This window comes from Bradyrhizobium sp. CCBAU 51765, assembly GCF_015291725.1.
GTDB classification, from domain to species: Bacteria; Pseudomonadota; Alphaproteobacteria; order Rhizobiales; family Xanthobacteraceae; genus Bradyrhizobium; species Bradyrhizobium liaoningense.
The window spans coordinates 4,434,384-4,457,172 of sequence record NZ_CP030038.1; the positions used below are offsets into that span (position 1 = coordinate 4,434,384).

At 64.4% G+C, this 22,789-nt stretch carries 20 protein-coding genes; 7 read left to right on the top strand and 13 right to left on the bottom strand.

The annotated features are described in order from the left end of the window. Position 1: 1 nt before the first annotated feature. From argC to XH96_RS21310, 4 genes are all read right to left on the bottom strand, one after another. Positions 2-1,000 (bottom strand): N-acetyl-gamma-glutamyl-phosphate reductase, encoded by a 999-nt coding sequence (argC, locus tag XH96_RS21295; RefSeq protein ID WP_194387523.1) that lies wholly within the window; start codon positions 998-1,000, stop codon positions 2-4. Continuing rightward, the gene (locus XH96_RS21300) at positions 997-1,662 is read right to left on the bottom strand and encodes an FMN-binding negative transcriptional regulator (RefSeq protein ID WP_194387524.1); all 666 of its coding nucleotides are present in this window, start codon (positions 1,660-1,662) and stop codon (positions 997-999) included. Before XH96_RS21300 ends, argC begins: the two co-directional genes overlap by 4 nt. A gap of 256 nt (positions 1,663-1,918) precedes the next feature. After that, positions 1,919-4,549, bottom strand: coding sequence for a DUF3857 domain-containing protein (locus tag XH96_RS21305; protein WP_246790175.1), 2,631 nt, complete (start codon positions 4,547-4,549; stop codon positions 1,919-1,921). Positions 4,550-4,716: 167 nt separating this feature from the next. After that, positions 4,717-5,247, bottom strand: a complete 531-nt coding sequence (locus tag XH96_RS21310; protein WP_194387525.1) for a DedA family protein — start codon at positions 5,245-5,247, stop codon at positions 4,717-4,719. A gap of 272 nt (positions 5,248-5,519) precedes the next feature. Here XH96_RS21310 and parE point away from each other — a divergent pair, with 272 nt between their 5' ends. The 4 genes from parE to XH96_RS21330 all read left to right on the top strand — a co-directional run bounded on the left by parE (position 5,520) and on the right by XH96_RS21330 (position 10,105). Then, positions 5,520-7,562 (top strand): DNA topoisomerase IV subunit B, encoded by a 2,043-nt coding sequence (parE, locus tag XH96_RS21315; RefSeq protein ID WP_194387526.1) that lies wholly within the window; start codon positions 5,520-5,522, stop codon positions 7,560-7,562. 474 nt (positions 7,563-8,036) lie between these two features. Beyond that, positions 8,037-8,819 carry an outer membrane protein gene (locus tag XH96_RS21320; protein ID WP_194387527.1) on the top strand — a complete coding sequence of 261 codons (783 nt, stop codon included), beginning with the start codon at positions 8,037-8,039 and terminating at the stop codon, positions 8,817-8,819. 308 nt (positions 8,820-9,127) lie between these two features. Next, positions 9,128-9,313: a hypothetical protein gene (locus XH96_RS21325; protein ID WP_194387528.1), complete on the top strand. Its 186-nt coding sequence runs from the start codon at positions 9,128-9,130 to the stop codon at positions 9,311-9,313. Between the two features lie 21 nt (positions 9,314-9,334). Next, entirely contained in the window at positions 9,335-10,105 is a 771-nt protein-coding gene (locus XH96_RS21330; RefSeq protein WP_194387529.1) for an SDR family NAD(P)-dependent oxidoreductase, read from the top strand. 111 nt (positions 10,106-10,216) lie between these two features. Here XH96_RS21330 and XH96_RS21335 read toward each other — a convergent pair whose 3' ends face one another. The 4 genes from XH96_RS21335 to XH96_RS21350 form a co-directional block, all read right to left on the bottom strand. After that, a complete protein-coding gene (locus XH96_RS21335; protein ID WP_194387530.1) occupies positions 10,217-10,984 on the bottom strand; it encodes an outer membrane protein in 768 nt (255 codons plus the stop codon). A 177-nt stretch (positions 10,985-11,161) separates the two neighbouring features. Beyond that, entirely contained in the window at positions 11,162-12,409 is a 1,248-nt protein-coding gene (locus XH96_RS21340; protein ID WP_194387531.1) for an FAD-dependent oxidoreductase, read from the bottom strand. 229 nt (positions 12,410-12,638) lie between these two features. Continuing rightward, positions 12,639-12,905 carry a hypothetical protein gene (locus XH96_RS21345; protein ID WP_246789701.1) on the bottom strand — a complete coding sequence of 89 codons (267 nt, stop codon included), beginning with the start codon at positions 12,903-12,905 and terminating at the stop codon, positions 12,639-12,641. A 43-nt stretch (positions 12,906-12,948) separates the two neighbouring features. Beyond that, entirely contained in the window at positions 12,949-14,463 is a 1,515-nt protein-coding gene (locus XH96_RS21350; protein ID WP_194387532.1) for a caspase family protein, read from the bottom strand. Between the two features lie 190 nt (positions 14,464-14,653). On the opposite strand from XH96_RS21350, the gene XH96_RS21355 reads away from it, so the two are divergent. The 3 genes from XH96_RS21355 to XH96_RS21365 all read left to right on the top strand — a co-directional run bounded on the left by XH96_RS21355 (position 14,654) and on the right by XH96_RS21365 (position 18,684). Continuing rightward, positions 14,654-15,634: a helix-turn-helix domain-containing protein gene (locus XH96_RS21355; protein ID WP_194387533.1), complete on the top strand. Its 981-nt coding sequence runs from the start codon at positions 14,654-14,656 to the stop codon at positions 15,632-15,634. 299 nt (positions 15,635-15,933) lie between these two features. Then, a complete protein-coding gene (locus XH96_RS21360; RefSeq protein WP_194387534.1) occupies positions 15,934-17,451 on the top strand; it encodes a DEAD/DEAH box helicase in 1,518 nt (505 codons plus the stop codon). A 165-nt stretch (positions 17,452-17,616) separates the two neighbouring features. Next, entirely contained in the window at positions 17,617-18,684 is a 1,068-nt protein-coding gene (locus tag XH96_RS21365) for a GGDEF domain-containing protein (protein WP_194387535.1), read from the top strand. A 60-nt stretch (positions 18,685-18,744) separates the two neighbouring features. On the opposite strand, the gene XH96_RS21370 is transcribed toward XH96_RS21365, so the two are convergent. The 5 genes from XH96_RS21370 to sufD all read right to left on the bottom strand — a co-directional run bounded on the left by XH96_RS21370 (position 18,745) and on the right by sufD (position 22,784). Next, a complete protein-coding gene (locus tag XH96_RS21370; RefSeq protein WP_194387536.1) occupies positions 18,745-19,206 on the bottom strand; it encodes a TfoX/Sxy family protein in 462 nt (153 codons plus the stop codon). A gap of 202 nt (positions 19,207-19,408) precedes the next feature. Further along, positions 19,409-19,819, bottom strand: coding sequence for an iron-sulfur cluster assembly accessory protein (locus XH96_RS21375; RefSeq protein ID WP_082822077.1), 411 nt, complete (start codon positions 19,817-19,819; stop codon positions 19,409-19,411). A gap of 48 nt (positions 19,820-19,867) precedes the next feature. Next, complete coding sequence (locus tag XH96_RS21380) at positions 19,868-20,239, bottom strand: SUF system Fe-S cluster assembly protein (protein WP_018641712.1); 372 nt, start codon at positions 20,237-20,239, stop codon at positions 19,868-19,870. Then, positions 20,236-21,483, bottom strand: coding sequence for a cysteine desulfurase (locus XH96_RS21385; protein ID WP_194387537.1), 1,248 nt, complete (start codon positions 21,481-21,483; stop codon positions 20,236-20,238). The genes XH96_RS21380 and XH96_RS21385 overlap by 4 nt, the downstream gene beginning before the upstream one ends. Then, positions 21,480-22,784, bottom strand: a complete 1,305-nt coding sequence (sufD, locus tag XH96_RS21390; RefSeq protein ID WP_194387538.1) for a Fe-S cluster assembly protein SufD — start codon at positions 22,782-22,784, stop codon at positions 21,480-21,482. Before sufD ends, XH96_RS21385 begins: the two co-directional genes overlap by 4 nt. Positions 22,785-22,789: the final 5 nt, after the last annotated feature.

Below are 22,789 nucleotides of genomic sequence, written 5' to 3' on the forward strand. Positions count from 1 at the left end.
GCTACTTGTCGGCAAGGCCCAGCATCAGCCGCATGTTCTGCACGGCAGCGCCGGAGGCGCCCTTGCCGAGATTGTCGAGCCGGGCGACCAGCAGTGCCTGATGGTACTTGTCGTTGGCGAAGACGTAGAGCTCGAGCATGTTGGTCTCGTTGAGCGCCTCCGGTTCGAGCCGGCCGGCCTTGGTCGCCTCGTTCTGGAGCGGCATCACCTTGACGTATTTCGACCCGGCGTAACGCTTTGCCATCGCCGCCTGCAGGTCGGCGCCGCCAGGCTTGCCCGGCAGCGCGTCGAGCTGCAGCGGCACCGAGACCAGCATGCCTTGCCGGTAGTTGCCGACCGAGGGAATGAAGATCGGGCGCCGCGTCAGGTTGGAGTAGAGCTGCATCTCCGGCAGATGCTTGTGCTCGAAGCCGAGGCCGTAGAGCTCGAAGGCCGGCGCGCTGCCGTCCTCGAAGCTTGCGATCATCGACTTGCCGCCGCCGGAATAGCCGCTCACCGCGTTGACGGTGACGGGATAATCTGATGGCAGCAGGCCGGCATCGACGATCGGCCGCAGCAGCGCGATCGCGCCGGTTGGATAGCAGCCGGGATTGGAGACCTTCTTCGCCGCCCTGATCTTGCCGGCCTGGTCCGGCGTCAGCTCGGGAAAGCCGTAGGCCCAGTCCGGCGCGACCCGGTACGCTGTCGAGGCGTCCAGCACCTTCGGTGCCGAGGCGCCCATGCTGTCGACCAGCGCGACGGTCTCCTTCGCGGCATCGTCGGGCAGGCAGAGGATGACGAGGTCCACCTCCTCCATCAGCGCCTTCTTGGCCGCGGGATCCTTACGCTTGTCGTCGGCGATGGTCTTCACCACAACGTCGCTCTGGAGCTTGAGGCGCTCGTTGATGCCGAGGCCGGTGGTGCCGGAGCCGCCGTCGACGAAGACGGTCGCGGGCTTCCTGGCCGCGCTGGTGGTCGAGGCTTTCGTGGTCTCAGCGAGGCCGGTTTCAGAAAGGCTCATGGCGCGCTCCTTTCGAGCATGTTCGTATCGCCTGCGAAGATCTGCGGCCGGGTGTGCCGCATCAACCGTGAAATCTCTCTTGCGTCGGCGTCACCGGCGCCGAGCGCGTTCGCGACCGCTGCGAAATCGGCATCCGACTTGTGCTGGTTCAGCTTGAAGCTGCCCTCGACCTCTTCAACCGTCATGACCAGACCCACGATCGCCTTCTTCATCGCCTCGAACCGCCCGGCGGTCATCTTGCCCGACGTCCATGGCTTCTTCGGCAACAGCCAGCTCTCGAACTTTTCGCTGAGCGTGTCGACCTGCACCGACAGCTCGTCATCCGACAGCAGCCGCACCGGCCCGCTCAGATGCACCGACTGGTAGAGCCAGGTCGGCACCTGATCCGGCGAGACGTACCAGTCCGGCGATACATAGGCATCTGGGCCGTTGACTGCGAGCAGCCAGGACACAGCGCCATCCGCCAGCTTTAGCAGCGGATTGTGACGGGCCAGATGAAAGGCGGCCTGCGGCGTGCCGTCAGCGCCGTAAGGCAGATAGAACGGCAATGGCGAGGCGATGGGCTTGTGGCCGTCGAAGGCGCACATGGTCCCGAAGCCGCGTTCGTCGGCAAACTTCAGGCTCGCGGCGCGGTCCTGCTTGAAAAAGGGTGGCGTGTACATCGTGGTCTCCTGCTGGGCCTCCTAAGGGAGCCGCCGGATCAGATCGCGCTGACAGGAGAGAGAATGCCGCGGATCGGATCCAGCGGCAAAGACGATGATCTCAAACGCGATCGACCGCCCAAACCGCTAAGCTGCGGCGGCGGCGACGGGCGAACAGGATGGTCGCGGCGTTGATCATGGCGCGCGGCTATAAGGCCATATCGGCCCGACGTCAAGGTTCTGGAACCATCGGCGACCGTCAGATATTCGCTGCTGCCTACCAGCGGGCAAGGCCAAGGCGGTTGAAGACCGAGCCCCAAAAGGAACCGCCGCCACGAGTCAGCTCGTAAAGATGAGCGCCTGCTTGCTCGTTTCCGCGATCGGAGGCCTTGGTGTACCACTTGATCGCCTGCTGTGTATCCTTCGGCACACCGGTGCCGCTCTCATAGGCCCAGCCCAGATTGTATTGAGCCCAGCTGTCGTTCTGGTCGGCGGCCATGCGCAACAGGGATATGCCCTTGGCAAGATCCTGCGGCACGCCCTGGCCTTTGATGTGCATCAGGCCGAGGCTCATCTGCGCGTATGTGGAGCCCTGCTCCGCCGCCCGAGAAAACAGATCGAAAGCCACGGCAAGGTCCTGTGGAACACCCCGACCGTCCCGGTACATGGCGGCAAGGCGCATCTGGCTATAGGCCCTACCCTGCTCCGCTGCCTTGGCGTACCAATCTGCCGCCTGCTTCTCGTCGCGAACTTGCCCCGGACCCGCTTCCTGGAGGTACGCAAGCTGCTCCTGGCTATAGGGATCGCCTTGCTCGGCAGCCAGGCGAAACCATTTAACCGCCTCCCCGGCGTCGCGCTTGGTTCCGCTTCCGTCCCGATACATCGCCCCCACATGGGCCTGCGCGCGGGCATTGCCGATTTCGGCGAGCGGCTTCAACCGCTCCATCGCGCGTTCGAAATCGTGAGCGAGATATGCGTTCGCCCCGTCGGTGTAGTCGGCACTGACTTCGACCACCGAGGATGCCCCCTTTGGCGTGAGGCCGATCGGCCCGTAGCGGAAGTCGTCGAGCTTGTCGAACCCCTTCTCGATTTCCGCGCCAAACTCTGCCGGGCAGACGGGCGCATCAAGCGCCAAGCGAAGAACTGCGTTGGAGCGAATGGTCCGGCCATCCAGCACAATGGTGCCGCTCACATCGATCCGGCCGTGGACCATCCCGTAGCCCGTCCTGCCTTCAAACGTCGCCGAATAGGTGACTGGCGCCGGCTTCTCGTAGAAAAAGGTATTCTCGGGGACCGTGAGAGAGGCAACTTCGCGGTATTCCATCGGCCGGCAGACAAAGGGCCTCCCGTCGGTCTGGCGCGCGATCAACCGCAGAAACGATCGCCTCGGATCGGTCAAAGGCAACATCCTGACATGCGCGGGCCGATCAAGAGCGATGATCTTGCTGATCTGAAACGTCGACGTGATGGCATAGTCATCCGTCAATTCTCGCGGATTTGGATAGGTGTAGTCACCGGTTCCGGTCAGGCCCGCCTGCTCGATCAGTTTTCTGGCAGTCACGCGTCGGTCCGAATCATCCAATCCCTGGGCGAGCGCACGTCCCAGCTGGGCCCCGATGCCTGTACCGGACAGGATCGAGCGCACGTCGCGCTTCCCGTCCTTGCCAAGCACATAGTCTGTTTCCGCAGCCAGCCGAAAGCGCGTCGGGTCGGCCATGGGAATGCGTCCCAAGGTGCCCTTGTCGATATTGAGGACCGGTTTGCCCGCGAGTTCGGACGGCAGGGAGCCGAAGGCGAAGAGTGACGCGGTCGGATCGAGATATTGGTCGATCTCCGGGACATAGGCGATCGCGTGGTCGAAATTCGGCGTGGCTATTTCGGTGAGCGTGTACCTTGCCTGCGAGTTCACCGCGACCAGATTGGCTTCGATGCCCTGGGCAGCAAGCAGCGCCTTGAACAGCGTCGCATGCGCCTTGCAATCGCCGTAACGCGACGCAAGCACCGCAGAGGCAGGCTGCGAGGTCCAGCCGCCATCCTCGAGGCCAATTCCGACGTAGCGGATGTTGCGCGCCACCCAATTGTAGATGCGTTCAATCTTCACCCGCGAGCCGGTCGCCTCGCCGATGATCTCCCGCGAAAGTCGTGCAATCTTCTCGTCCGGTCGCGCCATGGGCGCGTTGCGGGCGTTCAGCGTCGCCGCGAAAGCGGCATAATCGGCAAACGTGCTCGCCTCGAAACGCGCGGCGTATGACAGAGTCTCATCGTCGATCTGCCCGGACCTCGGCGTGTCTTGTCGGAAGCGCACGCGGTGGATGATGCGATCGTTGCCCCTCTCTTCCCAGTGCTCGACATTGCGCAGTGCGATCCGCAGCGGCCTGGAAGCCGGCCCGTCCACGATCACCTCGAGCAATTCGGGCGGTTGGCTTGCCGGCTCGCTCCAGACGCGTGCGAACTCGCCTGGAAATCTCGCCTGCTTTGCCTTGTAAACAAGACGACCGCGGATGCTGTCGCCGGGAGCAACGTGCGGGAAGGCGATGATCCTATTGCGGACCTCGTCGAAATAGGGCGAAGAGGAATCTGTCGAAGCCGGTTGATCGCGAATGGCCCGCTCGTCGACCGCGACCGCGCTGCCATCGGCCTTGAGGGTAGCAAGCTCCGTTGACGACAATTCGTCGAAATAACTGTTGTACTGAAAACTCTGCTGCGCGATCGCCTCGGCGCCCTTCTCGTCGAGCGCCTTGATCTCGAACTCGAAGACCTCGTTGCTGAGACCGGCCTCATCGAACGTGATGGTGTGACGGGCGAGCGTTCGCCGCCAGCCCGGGTCGATCCAGCCGGGCCTCACATCCAGGCCGGATGATTCCGCGGCATACGATTTCATGCATGGCAACAGCAACAGCAACGACACCAGGAAGGTAGAATAAATTCGTACGATCATCTGTTGAGCGCTCGGCCAACCAATTCCGCAGCTCAACTAGCAGGCGAAACTTACCAGCAGCACCCTCAGAAAGGACGATTTTTAGATTTCCTTCTGCGCCGCGATCCGATCGGGCATGTACGCGATCACAAATGCGGTCAGATCACCCGCCAGATCCATTCCATGAGCTTGGCGAGCACGTCGCCGAACAGCAGGAGCACGGCGGACCAGATCAGGGCCGAGACGAAATTGGCGGCCTGGAAGCTCCAATAGGGCATCTCGAAGATACCGGCCGCAAGCGGCACGGAGGCGCGCAAGGGGCCGAAGAAGCGCCCGATGAAGATGCTAGGTATGCCCCAGTTGCGCACGAAAGCCTCGCCTCTGGGCAGCAGGTCCGGATAACGCGAGAGCGGCCACATCTGGGCAACCCTCTCCTTGTAGCGGTAGCCGAACCAGTAGGAGACCCAGTCGCCCAGCGCCGCGCCAAGGCCGCCGGCAATCCAGACCGGAAAGAAACTGATGCCGCTGGCCCCGATCAGCGCACCGATGGCCACCAGCGCGCCCCAGGCCGGAACCAGCAACGAGATGAACGCAAGCGACTCCCCGAAGGCGAGCAGAAACACGATCGGTGCCGCCCAGGCCTGGTGAACGCGCACGAAATCGGCCAGGGCGTGCGCAAACTGCTCCATCAAAAATAGCCTTCCGCCCCGTCTCAAGGTGCTGCTCGATGAAAAGGACTGGTAAGCCAAGGACTTGTGTGACATCAAGTCACAAAACCCGACATGACACTTGGCGAACCGTCAAATTGCCGGGAACTTGTGGGCCCTGCGGCGTAAAATCGCCGGGATTGGCTCCCAACCCACACCGCCAGCCCCGGCGCGGTAACCTTTCCAAGGCAGAAGTGGCATAGTCGGCCCAACCGATTCGCCGCCCCTGCGGCCCTCAAAACGCATCAAGATATATGTCCAAGCAGTTGAAGCCTAAAGCAAAAGACGACTTTTTCGGCGGCGACGAGCCGAAACCTCGTGCCGCCAAGGCGGCGCCGCGCGGAAGCGGCGGGGAAGCCGATTACACGGCCGCCGACATCGAGGTGCTCGAAGGGCTCGAACCGGTGCGGCGCCGGCCTGGCATGTATATCGGCGGCACCGACGAGAAGGCGCTGCATCATCTGTTCGCCGAAGTCATCGACAACTCAATGGACGAGGCGCTCGCCGGGCACGCGACCTTCATCGATGTCGATCTCAGCGCGGACGGGTTCCTGACCGTGACCGACAACGGCCGCGGCATCCCGGTCGATCCTCATCCAAAATTCCCGAAGAAGTCGGCGCTCGAAGTCATCATGTGCACGCTGCATTCGGGCGGCAAGTTCGACAGCAAGGTCTACGAGACCTCGGGCGGCCTGCACGGCGTCGGCATCTCCGTGGTGAACGCCCTCTCCTCGCGTCTCGAGGTCGAGGTCGCGCGCAGCCAGAAACTCTACCGCATGACGTTCGAGCGCGGCCACCCGAAGGGCAAGCTCGAGGACCTCGGCAAGATCAACAACCGCCGCGGCACGCGCGTGCGCTTCAAGCCCGATACCGATATTTTCGGCGCCAAGGCCGCGTTCAAGCCGCAGCGCCTGTTCAAGATGACGCGTTCGAAAGCGTATCTGTTCGGTGGCGTCGAGATCCGCTGGAACTGCGCGCCCGAGCTGCTCAAGGGCATCGAGGACGTGCCGGCCGAAGCGACGTTCCACTTCCCCGGCGGCCTGAAGGATTATCTCGCCGCGGCGATCCACGCCGACACGCTGGTGCATCCCGACATCTTCTCGGGCAAGTCGGGCCGCAACGGCGCGCATGGCGCCTGCGAATGGGCCGTGGCCTGGACCGCCGATGCCGACGGATTCCTCTCCTCCTACACCAACACCGTGCCGACGCCGGATGGCGGCACGCACGAATCCGGCCTGCGAAGCGCCCTTTTGCGCGGCCTGAAGGATCACGCCGAGCGCGTCGGTCAGGGCAAGCGCGCGGCCTCCGTCACCTCGGAAGACGTAATGGTCGGCGCCGCCGTGATGCTGTCGGTGTTCGTGCGCGAGCCGGAATTTCAGGGCCAGACCAAGGATCGCCTCGCCACTGCGGAGGCGCAGCGCATCGTCGAGCAGGCGATGAAGGATCCGTTCGACCATTGGCTGTCGGGCAATCCGAACATGGCCAACCGGCTGCTCGACTTCGTGATCGACCGCGCCGAAGAACGGCTGCGGCGGCGGCAAGAGAAAGAGACCGCGCGAAAAACCGCCGGCAAGAAGCTTCGCCTGCCCGGCAAGCTCGCCGACTGCACCGACGCCGGCACCGATGGCTCGGAGCTGTTCATCGTCGAGGGAGACTCGGCCGGCGGCAGCGCCAAGCAGGCGCGCGACCGCAAGACCCAGGCCGTGCTGCCCCTGCGCGGCAAGATCCTCAACGTCGCTTCCGCCGGCAAGGACAAGCTGACGGCGAACGCCCAGCTCGCCGACCTCGTGCAGGCGATCGGCTGCGGAACGCTGGCGCAATACCGCGAGGAGGATCTGCGCTACCAGCGCATCATCATCATGACCGACGCCGACGTCGACGGCGCGCACATCGCCTCGCTCCTGATCACCTTCTTCTACCGGCAGATGCCGCGGCTGATCGACGAGGGCCACCTCTTCCTCGCCGTGCCGCCGCTCTACAAGCTCACGCACGGCACCAAATCGGTCTATGCCCGCGACGACAAGCACAAGGACGAGCTGATCAAGTCCGCGTTCAACGCCAACGCCAAGGTCGAGGTGAACCGCTTCAAAGGTCTCGGCGAGATGATGCCGGCGCAGCTCAAGGAGACCACCATGGATCCGAGCAAGCGGACGCTGCTCAAGGTGGTCCTGCTCGCCGACGACCGCGACACCACCGCGGATTCCGTGGAGCGCCTGATGGGCACCAAGGCCGAGGCACGCTTCGCCTTCATCTCGGACAAGGCCGAATTTGCCAGCGAAGAGCTGTTGGACGTCTGAGGGATTGGTCCGTGCCGGGCGCGCCAGCTACAACCTCGGTGGCCCGGTGGTGGCGAAGCACTGCGCCGCCGCTTCTTCGAAAACCAGCCCCGGCCTCGGCCGGGGCTTTTTGCTTTTTGGCTCAAGTCGACCTCGGCGTGGACGACTCGCTTCGCGCCGGACCAGGCGACTCGGCCATCGACTCAGGAGCTCAAACGCCGAGCCAGGGTTGCCTCCATTTCGAACAAGGCCGGATTTACTAACGACAAGTTACCCGAAATCGAAGTTTTGTAGACCGAATAACATATTGAAAAATATGACATATTACGAATTTGAGCGACCGCCTTCGAAATACCCCAGCACCGGCGTTTTCCGGCAACTGTGCCTGCCCGGCAACAGCATTTCGGCGAGAACCGTCTATAGTCCGACCATCAGATGACACGAACTTCAGCGCGCTTGCGCCTGCTACGACAGACCAAGGTTGGGGATTTTAACATGAAGAAGACTCTACTCGCTCTGACCGCGGTTGCGGCGATGACCGGTTCGGCCTCGGCGGCTGACCTTGGCGCCCGTCCCTACGTGAAGGCCCCGATGCCTGCGCCCGTTGCCAACTGGACCGGCTTCTACGTGTTCGGCGGTGGCGGCGGCGGCCTTTCGAATGCCGACCAGAGCGTTGTCGACACCGGCACGGGCACCCCGCTGACGATCACCCAGCGCCAGGGCGGTTCGGGCTGGTTCGGCACCGTCGGCGCCGGCTACGACTGGCAGTTCAGCGGCACCTGGGTCGCTGGTGTGTTCGCCGACGGTCAGTTCGGCAGCATCCGCGCCACCATCCAGGATCCGACCCTCGGCATCACCGGCAACCAGAAGCTGGAAACCTCCTGGGCCGCGGGTGTTCGCCTCGGTTGGCTGGTCGCCCCGAACGTTCTCTCCTACGTCAACGGCGGTTACTCGGGCGCTCATTTCGGCCAGACCAACTTCACGACGCTGGGCGGCACTCCCGTGGGCGCCCATCTCAGCAGCTACGATCGGCATGGCTGGTTCGTGGGTGGCGGCGTCGAGAACAGCCTGAACATCTTCGGCATCACGTCGCCCGGCTGGTTCATGAAGACCGAGTATCGTTCGGCTTTCTACAGTGCCAAGACTCAGGACGAACTGCTCGACGGCAGCAACCTTCCGGTCGGCAACAGCATCCGCGCCAACAGCTGGAACCAGACGATCTCGACCTCGCTGGTCTATCGCTTCAACTGGACCGGCCCGGTCGTCGCGAAGTACTGATCCGATCTCACGATCAAACGTCAAAGCCCCGGCATCGCCGGGGCTTTTTCGTTTTGGGCCGAGCGGCCGAGGCTCGCCTGCAATGACTTGTACGGCGCGCCGCGCTCCGCTCGCCGACTCCCGGCGCGGCCGATCGCCAAGCCGCGAATTGCCTTTGCAGAGACACGCTTCCTCCCCCACCGGCAGCTTGCGCCGGTGCCGCCATTGTATCCACACCGAAGCTACGGTTAGTGTGCGCTCAAGCTTTCGCGGCGCGGCGATCCTTCATCGTCGCACCGCTGACAGGAGCGGACCGATGGGAGGAATCCATGCGCAGATTTCTGCTGGTCGCAGGCCTGCTTGCGACTGCCGTTGGGCTGCTCTGGATCGGACAGGGCACGGGCGCCGTTCCGTGGCCGCGATCGAGCTTCATGGTCAACCAGCTGCAATGGGCCGGCTATGGCGCAGCCCTGGCCGGCTTCGGGCTGGTGCTGATCTGGCAGAGTCATCAATGAGATAAACCAGGGAATGAAAGCATGACATCCAGCCGGTTCGATCTTCGCGGCAAGGTCGCGATCGTCACGGGAGGCAATGGTGGCATCGGCCTCGGCATGGCGCGCGGCCTTGCCGACGCCGGCGCTGACATCGCCGTGGTCGGACGCAACGAGGCCAAGTCCGCCGCCGCCGTGTCCGATCTCAGGCAGCGCGGCGTGAAGGCGATCGCCGTCGCCACCGACGTGACCGACAAGGCAGCGGTCGCTGCGATGATCGAGCGCGTCATCGGGGAGCTCGGCCGCATCGACGTGCTCATCAACAATGCCGGCATGAGCATCCGCAAGCCGCCGCACGAGCTCGAGCTCGACGAGTGGAACAAGGTGATCGACACCAACCTCACCAGCGCCTTTGTGTGCTCGAAGCTGGCCTACCCGGCGCTGAAGGCGTCCGGCAACGGCAAGGTGATCAACATCGGTTCGATGATGTCGATCTTCGGCGCGAGCTTCGCGACGGCCTATGCCGCAAGCAAGGGCGGCATCGTGCAGTACACCCGCGCCTGCGCCAACGCCTGGGCGCCCGACAACATCCAGGTCAACGCCATCCTGCCGGGCTGGATCGATACCGACCTCACCCGCGGCGCGCGGCAGCAGGTGTCGGGGCTGCACGAGCGCGTGCTTGCGCGCACGCCTGCGGGGCGTTGGGGCGACATCGACGACTTCGCCGGCATCGCCGTGTTCCTCGCCTCGCCCGCGTCGAACTTCGTCACGGGCACAGCGATCCCCGTCGACGGCGGCTTCTCGGTAATGGCCTGAGGCCGGGCGCGCCCGCAATCGAACGACGCAAAAAAGAAGCCCCGGACCAGGCCGGGGCTTTTGAAATCTGCAGTGCTTTTCTTGATCGTTGGTCGCGTTGCGTCGACGTGCTCAGTAGCGGCCGATGGTCGGCGCGTCGAACTTGTAGCTCGCGCGCACGACGGCCCATTGGATATCGCGCGGCTTGGCGTCGAAGGTGTAGTTACCCGAGGTGCCGCCGAGCTGATAGGTCTGGCTGCCAAAGGCAGCATAGTTGTATTCGAGGCCGACGATCCAGTTGCGGGTGACGCCATATTCCCAGCCCGCGCCGACGGTCCAGCCGTTGGCCCAGTGGGTCTGTTCGCCCGACCCCGTCGCCACACCGGCGGTGTCGGTCACCGAGAGACGGTTGTTCACGCCGGCATAGCCGCCCTTGAAGTAGAACAGGTTGTTCTGCACGGCGAAGCCGGCGCGACCGACGACGGTCGCGAGCACGTTGGCGCGCCAGGAGAACACGTCGTCCGCGGCGCCAAACACGTTGTTGACGACCGTGCCCTTGTTGTCGAGGCCGGAGATCGTCCCTTCAATGCCGAACACGTAGTTGTTGGCCTGCCAGTTGTAGCCGATCTGGGCGCCGCCCATGATGCCCGAGTTGCGCTGACGGAAGCCATCACCCGGCGAAAGATCGCCGAACGGCGCGCCGGTCCCGTTGTTGGTGAACTGCTCGTTGGTCCAGGCGCCACCGATATGGCCGCCGACATAGAAGCCGGTCCAGTTGAACAGCGGCTCGACATAGGCGGGCGCCTTCGTGTAGCGCGCACCGAGGTCGGCGGCGGAAGCCGCGCCGGTCGAAACCAGAGCCGTCGTGCAGGCGAAGGCGGCAATCAATTTATTACGCATGGTACACCCCGTGTCCTTTGATGGCGCACGGTCACACGCAGGTCTTACTCAAATTTGAATCAAGAAAGTTAAGACGCCGGATTGGCGCGCAGCGCGCCTTCAATCCGTTGGCGCTGTTGCTCGCGCGCAACGCTTGGCGCGCGATTTAACGCGGCATTATCCTTAGCGGCTCCTGCGTTACGGTGCCGGCGCGGCCCTCGAATGCACGTGCTCCGGCCGCACGCCGAGCGCAAGCAGGCGCGCCGGAATGCCCTGTAGCCACGGCAACGCGGTGACGAGGCGCACGACCAGCGGGACTTTGAGCGGCCGATCGCCGCCCTGCAAGGCGCCGCTGATGATGTTGTTCTGCACGATCACCTGCATGCGCTGCGTCATCTTCACCGGAAATTCGCGTCGGCGCCGCACGGCATCAAGCTCGTCCTCGGTCGGGCAGCCGCGCTGAAGCTTGTCCGCCAGCAGATTGGCGGTCGCGACCGCGTCCTGCACGGCGAGATTGACGCCGACGCCGCCGACCGGCGACATCGCATGCGCGGCGTCGCCGATGCACAGCAGGCCCGGCTGCGTCCAGCGCTTGAGGCGGTTGATTGCGACCGTGAGCAGCTTGATATCGTCAAAGCTCTTCACATCAGTGATGCCGGATCGAAGGATCGGCGCCATGCGCACGACGTCGTCGAGCAACGCCTGCAATCCCCTCGCCTTCACCGCCTCGTATTGTCCCTTGGCGATGACATAGGCGCATTGCCAATAGTCGCCGCGGTCGAAGGTGATCATCATCTTGCCGGGCTCGACCCGCGCGAACACGTTCTCGGTCTCGTCTGGTCTGCGGCCGGCGCGGAACCAGAGCACGTCCATCGGCGCGCCGATCTCCTCGACCTCGAGGCCGGCGCGCTCGCGCACGGTCGAATGCCGGCCGTCGCAGGCAATGGTGAGATCGGCCTCGATGTCGATGATGCCGTCAGGCGTCTTCGCCCGCACGCCGGCGACCGTCTCGCCGCGGCGGATCAGATCGACCGCCTCCGTGCTCATCATCACCTTGAGCGAGGCAAAGCGCTGCCCGGCCTCGCGCAGGAAGTTCAGGAAATCCCATTGCGGCATGAAGGCGATGAAGGGGTATTTGGTGTGGAGCCGGCTGAGATCGGCGATGCGCACCGGTGTGCCGCCGAACAAGCCGTCCATCTTCTGCAAGCGCTGATGCGGCAGCTTCAGGAAGCCGTCGATCAGGCCGAGCTCGTCCATCACCTGAAGCGTCGAGGGATGCACGGTGTCGCCGCGGAAGTCGCGGAAGAAATCCGCATGCTTCTCCAGCACCACCACGTCGATCCCGGCCCGCCCCAGCAGATAGCCGAGCATCATGCCCGCCGGCCCGCCGCCGACGACGCAGCAGCGGACCTTCATGGTCTGGTTTGGTGGTTGGTCGGACGTCATTGCCGCCGCGATTCAAGTATCGATCCAGATACGCCTGACGATACTAGCGCGATTCAGGCCAAAGTCTCAATTTGCAGGCGAGAGCGCACCGAGGCCAGTTTGCAGCAGCAAACTGCTGGTGCCGGTGCCAGGATTGAATTCTCGGATCATTGATGGTCCTTCCTGGTTTGACAGACAATCCAAGCGACCAATGAGTCGTTCTTTTCGTGGGGATCGACGTTCGCTTGCCTCAGGGCTTCGGCGACTTCCGTTCCCATGGACGCTTGCCGTCGGCGTCGCGATCCCAGGGGCGAGTGATCGGAGCGACCCTCTCAGCCTCGGCGGCCTTCGCACGTTCCGCTTGAACGCGTTCGCGGTCGGTGAGCGGCGGCGCCGTGGGAACAGGCGTCGTTTGGGCCAGAACCGGAAGCGTCGTAAGGAGCACGACGGTAATGAATTTTGTCATCCCCGGCTCTAGCACTTTCACCTTGGCCTGTCCCGATTTAAGTTCGTCCACTCCGTCAGGTGATCCCGTCACAGTCCGCCTGCCGAACAGCGCATCAATGATTGCTGCGGTTCGCGCTGCGAAAACTCTTGATCTCCGAGACGCTGCCGTCCCGGTAGGTCAGTTCCACCGAGACGGACTGCGTGCTTGGCGCGAGCTTCATGTAGAGCGGCATGCCGGCGGTGACCGCGCTGGGATCGCGCATGTCGCAAGGCGGCATCTTCAGCACCTGGTTGGGCACGGCGGTGTCGATGCCGATGCGCACCTCACGGATGGCGCAGCGGTAGGACACGAGATGCGTGTAGTAGACCAGGAGCCCGTTGAACTCGCGGAACGACAGCCAGCTCGTCGAGGTCATGTCGAGGATCTTGCGCTGGTCGCGGATCAAAGCGGCCTCGGGATCGAACCTGATCGGGAACGGTCCCTGCATCTCGCCGGACTGATCGACATAGCGGACCTCGATGGTGCCGGCCTGCGCATCAGGCGGCAGTTCGATCGACGGGTTCGGCATCCGCTTGCGCGTGCGCGGATCGAGCGTGTCGATGAATCCGGTCTCGCGGAAATCGCTCTTGCCGGCCATGCGCCAGGAAATGCCGAGCGTCGGATCGGCGAAGGAGAACGTAACGCTCCAACCGCCGTTGTGCCGCGAGAAGCTCGCGATCGGCGCGTTGAGGGTCTCCTCCTTGGGCATCTGCGGCACGGATACCGGCGGCAGCGCCGCGAGCTTCTGCTGCGGCGGGTCGTCGGACCGCGCGACGGCATCCTTGGCGAGGCCGCTGAGGAAGACGTCGTCGACCATCTGGTCGAAATAAACCGGCACCTGCCTGTGCTTGACCGTGTCGGCCATCTCGCTGACGGCACGGCGCGTGCGTTGCGCCACCTGTACCAGGTTCTCGCCAGGCTTGAGCAGCTCCTTGGCGAAGGTGCGCGTGAACACCGAATTGGGATTGGCGTCGTCGTTGGACAGGCGATCGAGCGCGGTCTGGCGGGGCCCCGCCGAGAACACCGAAAACACGCCCTCGGGCAGCTGCGTCATCGGCGCGAGCCCGCCGCCGCCGGCGACCGCGCGCGTGCCCTTGCGCTCGAACGGGTTGTTGCGGCAGGCGTCGAACACCAGGATCGAGGTCCGCGCCTTCTTGTTCTGAAGGCGCTCGACGATGCGGTCGGCCAGGATCGAGGCGTCGCGCACCAGCTCTTCCTGGCCTTCCGTCGCCGCCGGCACGTCGGTCGGCAGCAGATAGTTCTGGCCGGCGATCTCGAAACCGTGGCCGGCGTAGAAAAAGAACGCCGTGTCGCCGGGCTCGATTGCCTTGTCGAAGGCGAGCAGCGTCTCCGAGAATTGCTGCCGGCTCTGGTTCTCGGCGACCATCACCGAGAAGCCGAGCTGCTTCAGCGTGTCGCCCATGGTGCGGGCGTCGTTGACGGCCTTGAGCAGCTTCGGGACGTTCTTGTAATCATTGTTGCCGACGACGAGCGCGATGCGCTTCTCGGCATGGGCAGGCGCTGCGAAGCCGCTCAGGCTTGCCGCAAGACCAAGGGCCGCCAGAATTCCGAAAAGCCGACGCGTCATCGCAAAATTTCCCTGCAGAACGGCCCTACGCCGGTTCCTTCGAACAGCAATTCACGGGATCCCCTGCCGCTGTGTGATAGTCGGCCCAGAGGCAACGACGGTTCAAGGGCCCCGATTCCTCGATCTGCTATGGCAGATTGCGTTGGAATCTGGTTCTTCTTGGACGATTTCGCCGGAACTGAGGGCAGCCGTGTTTCACTGGTGTACGGACGAGGTGGAGCCACACGACCGTTTCGAGTATTGGCGCGAGGTGCGCGCCAAGGGATTGTTCGGCGTTACCGCCGAGCTCGAGCGCGAGCGGCGAACGAACTTCTTCGGCGAGTTCTCGCTGCGCCAGCTTGGCGGGGCCGGCCTCGTCGAACTGAAGGCCTCGCCCTACGCGGTCGAGCGCAGCGCGTCCGACATCGCCAACGCCCCGGGTGACGCAATCTGCGTCTACCAGCAGCTCGGCAGCGGCGGCTGGTTCGGCGGCATGCGCACAAGCGACTTTTCGATCGCCAACGGCAGCTTTGCCACCAGCCATACAGACCTGCCTTACTGCACGGCGCCACAGGGCGCCGGGGGCTTTCACCTGCGGATCCTGAAGATTCCCGTGAGCAGCATCCCGACGCAGGACAGGCGCATGCGCGAGCTTGCGCCCCGGACGTTCAACGATCCGACCCTGGCGCCCCTCCTCGCTGCCTGCTTTGCCGATCTCGGCGAGGTCGCCGCGGATGATGCTGCCACCGCGGATGCGTCCCCTCTCGTCCCGACCTCCCTGGTTCAAGCTTTGGCCCATCTGGCGCTGATCGAGCGCGGCATCGTGCGGCCCGGCAGCCGGCGCGGCCAGGCCGCGCTGCGAACGGCCCGCCTGTCGCAAGCCCGCCGCCTGATCGCTCGCCACCTTCAGGACCCCCATCTCGCGCCGGCCATGGTGGCCGACCTGCTCGGCGTCTCCGTGCGTCACCTGCACATGCTGTTCGAGACAGCCGAGAAGAGCTTCTCGCAGACCGTAACCGACGAGCGCCTGAAACAGAGCCGCCGCCTGATGCGCGAGGCGCCGGAGCGGCTGATCGCCGACATCGCGGCCTCCTGCGGCTTCGAGAGCCTGGCCACCTATTACCGGGTCTTCAACGCCGCCTATGGCATGGCGCCCGGCGACTTCCGGGCCAAGGCTTCGGATGGCCCTTAGCCCGTCGTTCGGCGCTTGCCGCCGGGACCGAGGGCAGAGCGGAAAATCCCAGCAGCGCCCGCGATTTGGGCAAAAACCTCAGGTTTTTTAGGGTCTTCCCGCGCCTGCTCCATTGACTTTGGCCAATTCCCCCCTATGTTCCAGTGCGACGCGGCTCAGATCGACGAGCGATTCCTGAGCCTTGCGCTTTGTTCGCGTGAGTCAGCACCCCCAGCTTCTTCGAGAGCGCGCCGTTTCGGGGTGGAACGCGACAGCCTTATTACCCTCGATTCCGAACGGCGGTTTCGACCAGAGGCTCAATGTCCTTTTCAAATCTCGGACTATCCGAAAAAGTCCTCGCCGCAGTGGCGGCCACCGGTTACACCAATCCCACCCCCATCCAGGAACAGGCGATCCCTCACGTCCTCGCACGCAAGGACGTGCTCGGCATCGCCCAGACCGGCACCGGCAAGACCGCGGCCTTCGTGCTGCCGATGCTCACCATCCTCGAGAAGGGCCGAGCCCGGGCGCGCATGCCGCGCACACTGATCCTCGAGCCGACCCGCGAACTTGCGGCCCAGGTGAAGGAAAACTTCGACCGCTACGGCGTCGGCCAGAAACTCAACGTCGCCCTCCTGATCGGCGGCGTCTCCTTCGGCGATCAGGATGCCAAGCTGATGCGCGGCGTCGACGTGCTGATCGCAACCCCCGGCCGCCTGCTCGATCACACCGAGCGCGGCGGCCTGCTGCTCACCGGTGTCGAGCTGCTCGTCATCGACGAAGCCGACCGCATGCTGGACATGGGCTTCATCCCCGACATCGAGCGCGTCTGCAAGCTGGTCCCGTTCACGCGGCAGACCCTGTTTTTCACCGCGACCATGCCGCCGGAAATCCGGCGCATCACTGAAGCCTTCCTGCACAATCCGCAGAAGATCGAGGTCTCCAGGCCCGCCACCACCGCCGTCACCGTCACGCAAGCCCAGGTGCCTGCCGGACGCGAGGCGCACGAGAAGCGCGAGCTGCTTCGCCGCCTGCTGCGGGAGGCCAAGGACCTCAAGAACGCGATCATCTTCTGCAATCGCAAGCGCGAGGTCGCCATCGTTCACAAGTCGCTTCAGAAGCACGGCTTCAGCGTCGGCGCGCTGCACGGCGACATGGACCAGTCGGCCCGCACGGCCGCGCTCGAACAATTCCGAAAGGGTGAGCTGCCGCTGCTCGTCGCTTCCGACGTCGCCGCCCGCGGCCTCGATATTCCCGAGGTCAGCCACGTCTTCAATTTCGACGTTCCCCATCACGCCGACGACTACGTTCATCGTATCGGCCGCACCGGCCGCGCCGGCCGCACCGGCACCGCGATCTCGATCGTGACACCACTCGACCAGAAGTCGATGGTGGCGATCGAAAAGCTGATCGGCCAGAGCATTCCGCGCGCCGAGGGCGATTACGAAGTCGCAGCCGAGGCATCCGATGCGAGCGAGCGTCCGCGCGAGCAGCGCGGCCGTGAACGTTCACGCGGCGGCCGCGGCAAGCCGCAGCAGCGCGGCCGCGACCGTGAGCGCAGCCACGAGACGCGCGACGCGCGAGGCGAGGCAAGGCACGCCTCCGAATCGAGGCCTCCTTCGGAGGCGCGACAGCCCGCCGAAACACGGCATCGGTCCGATGATAAGCGCCGGGCGGAGCCGCGTCACGAAGCGCGCCAGCAGGCCAACATCTCGCATGTCCCCTCGATCGGCCGTCCCGAACCGCGCCGCCAGCGCGAAGTCGACACCGAGCCGGGCGATCACTCGCATCTGCCGGCGTTTCTGCTGCGGCCGGTACGCTCGCCCGCCGGTGCCTGAAGCGCAACGCGCTCCAGATTCCGGTTGAGCAAACCCGCCGTACACCTTATTAGACGCCCTCGTGAACGTATATTTACGGGGCGTTCACGATCGTCCGTTAGCCTACGAACATAATTTAAGCATTGCTGCGGTCGGGGGCGCGCCGGCCGCTGTGGGGTATGTTCCGTGATCAAGGTGCTCGATGAACACGAACGCACGATGGCGTTCGCCGAGGTGGCGCTCGGTCAGATCCGATCGCTTCGGCAGACGGCAATTCCCCGCAACTACGAGATCTGGTACGTCTACGCTACCGGCTACAACGCGCCGCTCAACAAGATCATCAACGAGACGCTGGCGCGCAGCGGCAAGCTGACCGAAGCCGATCTCGAGCAGATCTACGAGACCTATCTCTCCCACATCAAGACCACCGACCGCATCGACAAGGTCGGCGCGCGCGTCATCGGCGAGATCGACGACGTGATGAAGGTCCTGGGCGACGCGCTCGGCATGACCAGCGCCTACGACGCCAACCTGTCGGGCGCGACCGAGAAACTATCGTCGGCCAAGAGCCGCGACCAGCTCAAGACGATCGTCGAGGCCCTGCTGCGCTCGACCAGCGAGATGCGCGAGACCAACAAGGCGCTGGAAGACCGGCTCACGCTGTCGAAAAACGAGATCAGCAATCTCCAGCAGAGCCTGGAAGCGATCCGCGCCGAGAGCCTGACCGATCCCCTCACCGGCCTCGGCAACCGCAAATATTTCGACCGCATGATCGGCATGGCCGTGCAGAACGCGCTCGCCTCGGGCGAGCCGCTGTCGCTGCTGCTGTTCGACATCGATCACTTCAAGTCGTTCAACGATTCCTACGGCCATCTCACCGGCGACCAGGTGCTGCGGCTCGTCGGCCTTTCGATGAAGCAGACCATCAAGGGCCAGGATATCACCGCACGCTATGGCGGCGAGGAATTCGCGGTCGTGCTGCCCAACACCGCACTGCGCCAGGCTCTCACCGTGGCCGACCACATCCGTCGCGCCGTGATGGCGAAGGAATTGAAGAAGAAGTCGACCGGCGAGATCCTCGGCCGCGTCACCATCTCCGTCGGCGTCTCCATGCTGAGGGAGGGCGACGACACCGACGCGCTGATCGAGCGTGCGGATGCCTGCCTCTACGCCGCCAAGCGCAATGGCCGCAACCGCGTGATCTGCGAAGCCGATCCGGAATACGCGGCCGAGACACCCAGCCGCGTGGCGTAGGTTTTCGCCGGGCTCCTGTAGGCGGGGGGCCCATAGGCGCGCAAGCCGTGCCTATCATCTCTATCCTGAACGGCGGGCACGCTTTGCTTTGCCCACGCTGCCAACCGCCTTCTTGGCGGTCTTCCTGGCCGGACGCTTCTTCGCAACGGGCTTCTTCGGCTCCACTTTCTTTGCCGCCGCCTTCTTCGCCTTCGGCCGCTTCTTCACCTTGGCGCGTTGGGCCGCGGCGAGGGCCGCCCTCGCCCATTGTGCAAGATCTGCGGAATCATCGAACAGGCGTGCCGGCAACTCCCAGTAGGAATTGACCACCACGGTCTTGGCGCGGGTCGAATACTGGAACGGCTTTGAGCCTTCGGCCTCGAAGTCCGGAATGGTCGTCTCGTCGGCGCGGAAGAACAGGCCGGCGCGCAAGGACAGCGCGAAATTGACGCCGTCGGCGGAGATGCCGTGGCCCGAGAACATCTTGCGGATGGTGACTGGGCCGAAATCAGCGAACAGATCGATCAGGAATTCGCGGTCCATCGCCGAACTGTCTCCCCAGCGTCGTCCCGGCCTTGTGCGCAATTGCGTACTGGCGCCAGGACCCATAACCACAGGGAGCAGTTTAGCGAAGACTGCCAATCGTGCCAGCGTTGGTACCGACACCGCCTATCATCGAGAGATCACGCGGTATGGGTCCCGGCGTTCGCCGGGACGACGGCAGCATGATTGGGGCGAGCTTGGCTTACCCGTCGATCTTGGCCGGCCGCAGCTCGACCGATTCGCCGCAGCCGCAGGCGGAGACCTGGTTGGGATTGTTGAAGACGAACTGCGCCTGCATCTTGTCGGCCTTGTAGTCCATCTCGGTGCCGAGCAGGAACAGCACGGCCTTGGGATCGACCAGTATCTTGACGCCCTTGTCCTCGACGACCTCGTCGGTCGGCCGGATCTCGTGGGCGTATTCGACCGTGTAGGACTGACCGGCACAGCCGCCATTCTTCACGCCGACGCGGAGACCTACGATCTCGGAATCTGCGCGCTGGGTCAGCTCGCTGATGCGCTGGGCGGCGGCGTCCGTCAGCCGCATCACCTGCGGGCGCGGCCGCCGTGGCTTCGGAGTGGATGCTGGTGTCGAGCCTGACGAAATTTGGGTCATATCAGTGATGTGGTCCGTTGCGACGCGAATTCAATGCCGGTGGTGGCGTCACCACATGTTGAGCACGAGCCGCGCCTCGTCGCTCATGCGTTCCGGCGACCACGGCGGCTCCCAGACGACCTTGACGTCGACCACGCCGACGCCAGGGACGCTGGCGACCGCGTTCTCCACCATGGTCGGCAGCTCGCCGGCGGCCGGACAGTTCGGCGTCGTCAGCGTCATCTGCACGTCGACGGAGCGGTCGTCCTTGATCTCAACCTTGTAGATCAGGCCGAGCTCGTAGATGTCGGCCGGGATTTCCGGGTCGAACACGGTCTTGAGCCCGGCAATGATCTCGCGGGTCAGCCGCTCGGTCTCCTCCGGCGGCAATGCCGAATGGGTCTCCATCGGATTGGCTTTGATTTCGGCCGTGTCACTCATGCGAACAAATCCCGCGCCTTCAGCAGCGCCTGTGCCAGATGATCGACTTCTTCCCGCGTATTATACATGCCGAACGAGGCCCGGCATGTCGCGGTCACGTTGAACCGCTCTAAAAGCGGCATCACGCAATGGGTGCCAGCGCGCACCGCGATGCCCTGGCGGTCGATCACGGTGGCGACGTCATGGGCGTGCGCGCCCTTGAGCTCGAACGAGATCACCGGGCCCTTGCCCCGCGCCGTGCCGATCAGCCGCAGCGAGTTGATCTCGCGCAGGCGTTCCTGGGCATAGGCGGTGAGATCGTGCTCGTGCGCGGCGATGCGCTCCTTGCCGATCGAATTGACATAGTCGATGGCGGCGCCAAGGCCGACAGCCTCGACGATGGGCGGGGTGCCGGCTTCGAACTTGTGGGGCGGGTCGCCGTAGGTGACGATGTCGCGCGAGACCTCGCGGATCATCTCGCCGCCGCCATTGTAGGGGCGCATCGCGACGAGGTGGTCGTACTTGGCCCAGAGCACGCCGATGCCGGTCGGGCCATACACCTTGTGACCGGTAAAGACGTAGAAATCGCAGCCGAGATCCTGGACGTCGACCGGCAGATGCACCGCGCCCTGGCTGCCGTCGACCAGCACCGGAATGCCGCGGGCGCGGGCGATTCTCACGACGTCCTTGACCGGGACGATGGTGCCGAGCGCATTCGACATCTGCGTGATCGCGACCAGCCTGGTCTTCGGCGTCAGCAGCTTCTCGAACTCGTCGATGAGGAAATTGCCCTCGTCGTCGACCGGCGCCCATTTGATCACGGCACCCTGGCGTTCCCTGAGGAAATGCCACGGCACGATGTTGGAGTGGTGCTCCATGATCGAGATGACGATCTCGTCGCCCTCTTTGATATTCGGGCCACCCCAGGACGACGCGACCAGGTTGATCGCCTCCGTCGCGTTGCGGGTGAAGATCACTTCTTCGGTTCGGGGGGCGTTGATGAACTGCGCCACCTTGGTGCGGCCGCCCTCATAGGCCTCGGTCGCGGCATTGGCGAGATAGTGCAGGCCGCGATGCACATTGGCGTATTCGCTCGTATAGGCCTGCGTCATGCGGTCGAGCACCGACTGCGGCTTCTGCGCCGAGGCGGCGTTGTCGAGATAGACCAGCTTCTTGCCGTAGACTTGCAAAGCGAGCGCCGGGAAATCCTGGCGCACGCGCGCGACGTCATAGGCGCCGTTCTTGACTGCCGGATGGGTGCTCATGACCGCCGCTCCAGCCAGCGCTCGGCCATGCCGATCACATGCTCGCGCAAACCATCGTCGGCGATCTGCTCGATCGCCTCGCCCACGAAGGCCTGGATCAGCAGCGCCTGGGCCTGCTTCTCCGGCAGGCCGCGCGCCTTGAGATAGAACAACAAGGTGTCATCCAGCGCGCCGGCGGTGGCGCCGTGGCCGCAGGAGACGTCGTCGGCGAAGATCTCGAGCTCGGGCTTGTTGTCCGCCTCGGCCTCGTCCGAGAGCAGCAGCGCGCGGGTCATCATCTTGCCGTCGGTCTTTTGCGCGTCGGGACGGACGATGATGCGGCCCTGGAACACCGAATGGGCGCGGTCGTCGATCACGGCGCGGAAGATCTCGCGGCTGACGCAGTTCGGCACGGCATGGTCGACCACCAGCGTGGTGTCACCATGCTCGGTCTTCTGCAACAGGTTCACGCCGTTGATGGAGAGCTCACTGCCCTCGCCCGCCAGCGTGATGAAGCCCTGCAAACGGCTGACCGCGGCGCCGCTGGTCATGTTGAAGAAATTGAGCTTGGTGTTGGCACCGACGGTGACGAACTGCGAGGTGATGTTCACCGCATCGGGCGCGTCGTCCATCAGGCGGATATGGGCGACGTCGGCGTCGTCGCCGACCGCGATAATGACGGCGTCATTGACCTGATAGGTCTTTGCGCCGGCCGCGACGAAACTCTCGATGATGGTGGCGCGGGCACCCTTCCCGACCTTCACCTGCGAGCGAGTGAAGACCGAGACCGACGCGGCGGTCGCCACATGGACGACCTGGACCGGCGCAGAGAGCTGCGCACCATCCGCAATCGACAGCACTACGCCGTCGGTCGCCAGCGCCGCATTCAGCGCGATTACGGCGTCGGTGGATACGGTCTTCAGGACGCCGGGATCCTTCTGCAGCGCCTCCCGCAGCGTCATGAGGCTCACTTCGGATGCGAGCGCCTTCACGTCGGAGAGCTCGGCCGCGAACACGCCGTCGACCAACACCAGCTTGCGGGCGCCTTCGATCGCATGCGCCTTCACCGCGTCCGAGGCGCGCTTCAGCGCGGCCGCATCGGGCGCGGCCGCCAGCGGCAGCACCTCGCCGACCAGCGCGCGCAGATCGGTATATTTCCATTCCTCGATCCGGCGGTGCGGCAGGCCGAGGCGCTCGTAGCTCTCGAACGCCTCGCGGCGCGCCGCGATCACATCAGGCGATGCCGACAAGCGGCCTTCGGCGCTGGCGAACAGGTCGCTCACCGCACGGCCGCCTCCGGTCTTTGCCACAGCAACGTTCATCTTCA

Excerpts from the sequence above, each read along its gene's own strand:
- argC (WP_194387523.1), bottom strand. The coding sequence starts at position 1,000 with ATGAGCCTTTCTGAAACCGGCCTCGCTGAGACCACGAAAGCCTCGACC.
- XH96_RS21300 (WP_194387524.1), bottom strand. The coding sequence starts at position 1,662 with ATGTACACGCCACCCTTTTTCAAGCAGGACCGCGCCGCGAGCCTGAAG.
- XH96_RS21310 (WP_194387525.1), bottom strand. The coding sequence starts at position 5,247 with ATGGAGCAGTTTGCGCACGCCCTGGCCGATTTCGTGCGCGTTCACCAG.
- parE (WP_194387526.1), top strand. The coding sequence starts at position 5,520 with ATGTCCAAGCAGTTGAAGCCTAAAGCAAAAGACGACTTTTTCGGCGGC.
- XH96_RS21320 (WP_194387527.1), top strand. The coding sequence starts at position 8,037 with ATGAAGAAGACTCTACTCGCTCTGACCGCGGTTGCGGCGATGACCGGT.
- XH96_RS21325 (WP_194387528.1), top strand. The coding sequence starts at position 9,128 with ATGCGCAGATTTCTGCTGGTCGCAGGCCTGCTTGCGACTGCCGTTGGG.
- XH96_RS21330 (WP_194387529.1), top strand. The coding sequence starts at position 9,335 with ATGACATCCAGCCGGTTCGATCTTCGCGGCAAGGTCGCGATCGTCACG.
- XH96_RS21335 (WP_194387530.1), bottom strand. The coding sequence starts at position 10,984 with ATGCGTAATAAATTGATTGCCGCCTTCGCCTGCACGACGGCTCTGGTT.
- XH96_RS21340 (WP_194387531.1), bottom strand. The coding sequence starts at position 12,409 with ATGACGTCCGACCAACCACCAAACCAGACCATGAAGGTCCGCTGCTGC.
- XH96_RS21350 (WP_194387532.1), bottom strand. The coding sequence starts at position 14,463 with ATGACGCGTCGGCTTTTCGGAATTCTGGCGGCCCTTGGTCTTGCGGCA.
- XH96_RS21360 (WP_194387534.1), top strand. The coding sequence starts at position 15,934 with ATGTCCTTTTCAAATCTCGGACTATCCGAAAAAGTCCTCGCCGCAGTG.
- XH96_RS21370 (WP_194387536.1), bottom strand. The coding sequence starts at position 19,206 with ATGGACCGCGAATTCCTGATCGATCTGTTCGCTGATTTCGGCCCAGTC.
- XH96_RS21375 (WP_082822077.1), bottom strand. The coding sequence starts at position 19,819 with ATGACCCAAATTTCGTCAGGCTCGACACCAGCATCCACTCCGAAGCCA.
- XH96_RS21380 (WP_018641712.1), bottom strand. The coding sequence starts at position 20,239 with ATGAGTGACACGGCCGAAATCAAAGCCAATCCGATGGAGACCCATTCG.
- XH96_RS21385 (WP_194387537.1), bottom strand. The coding sequence starts at position 21,483 with ATGAGCACCCATCCGGCAGTCAAGAACGGCGCCTATGACGTCGCGCGC.
- sufD (WP_194387538.1), bottom strand. The coding sequence starts at position 22,784 with ATGAACGTTGCTGTGGCAAAGACCGGAGGCGGCCGTGCGGTGAGCGAC.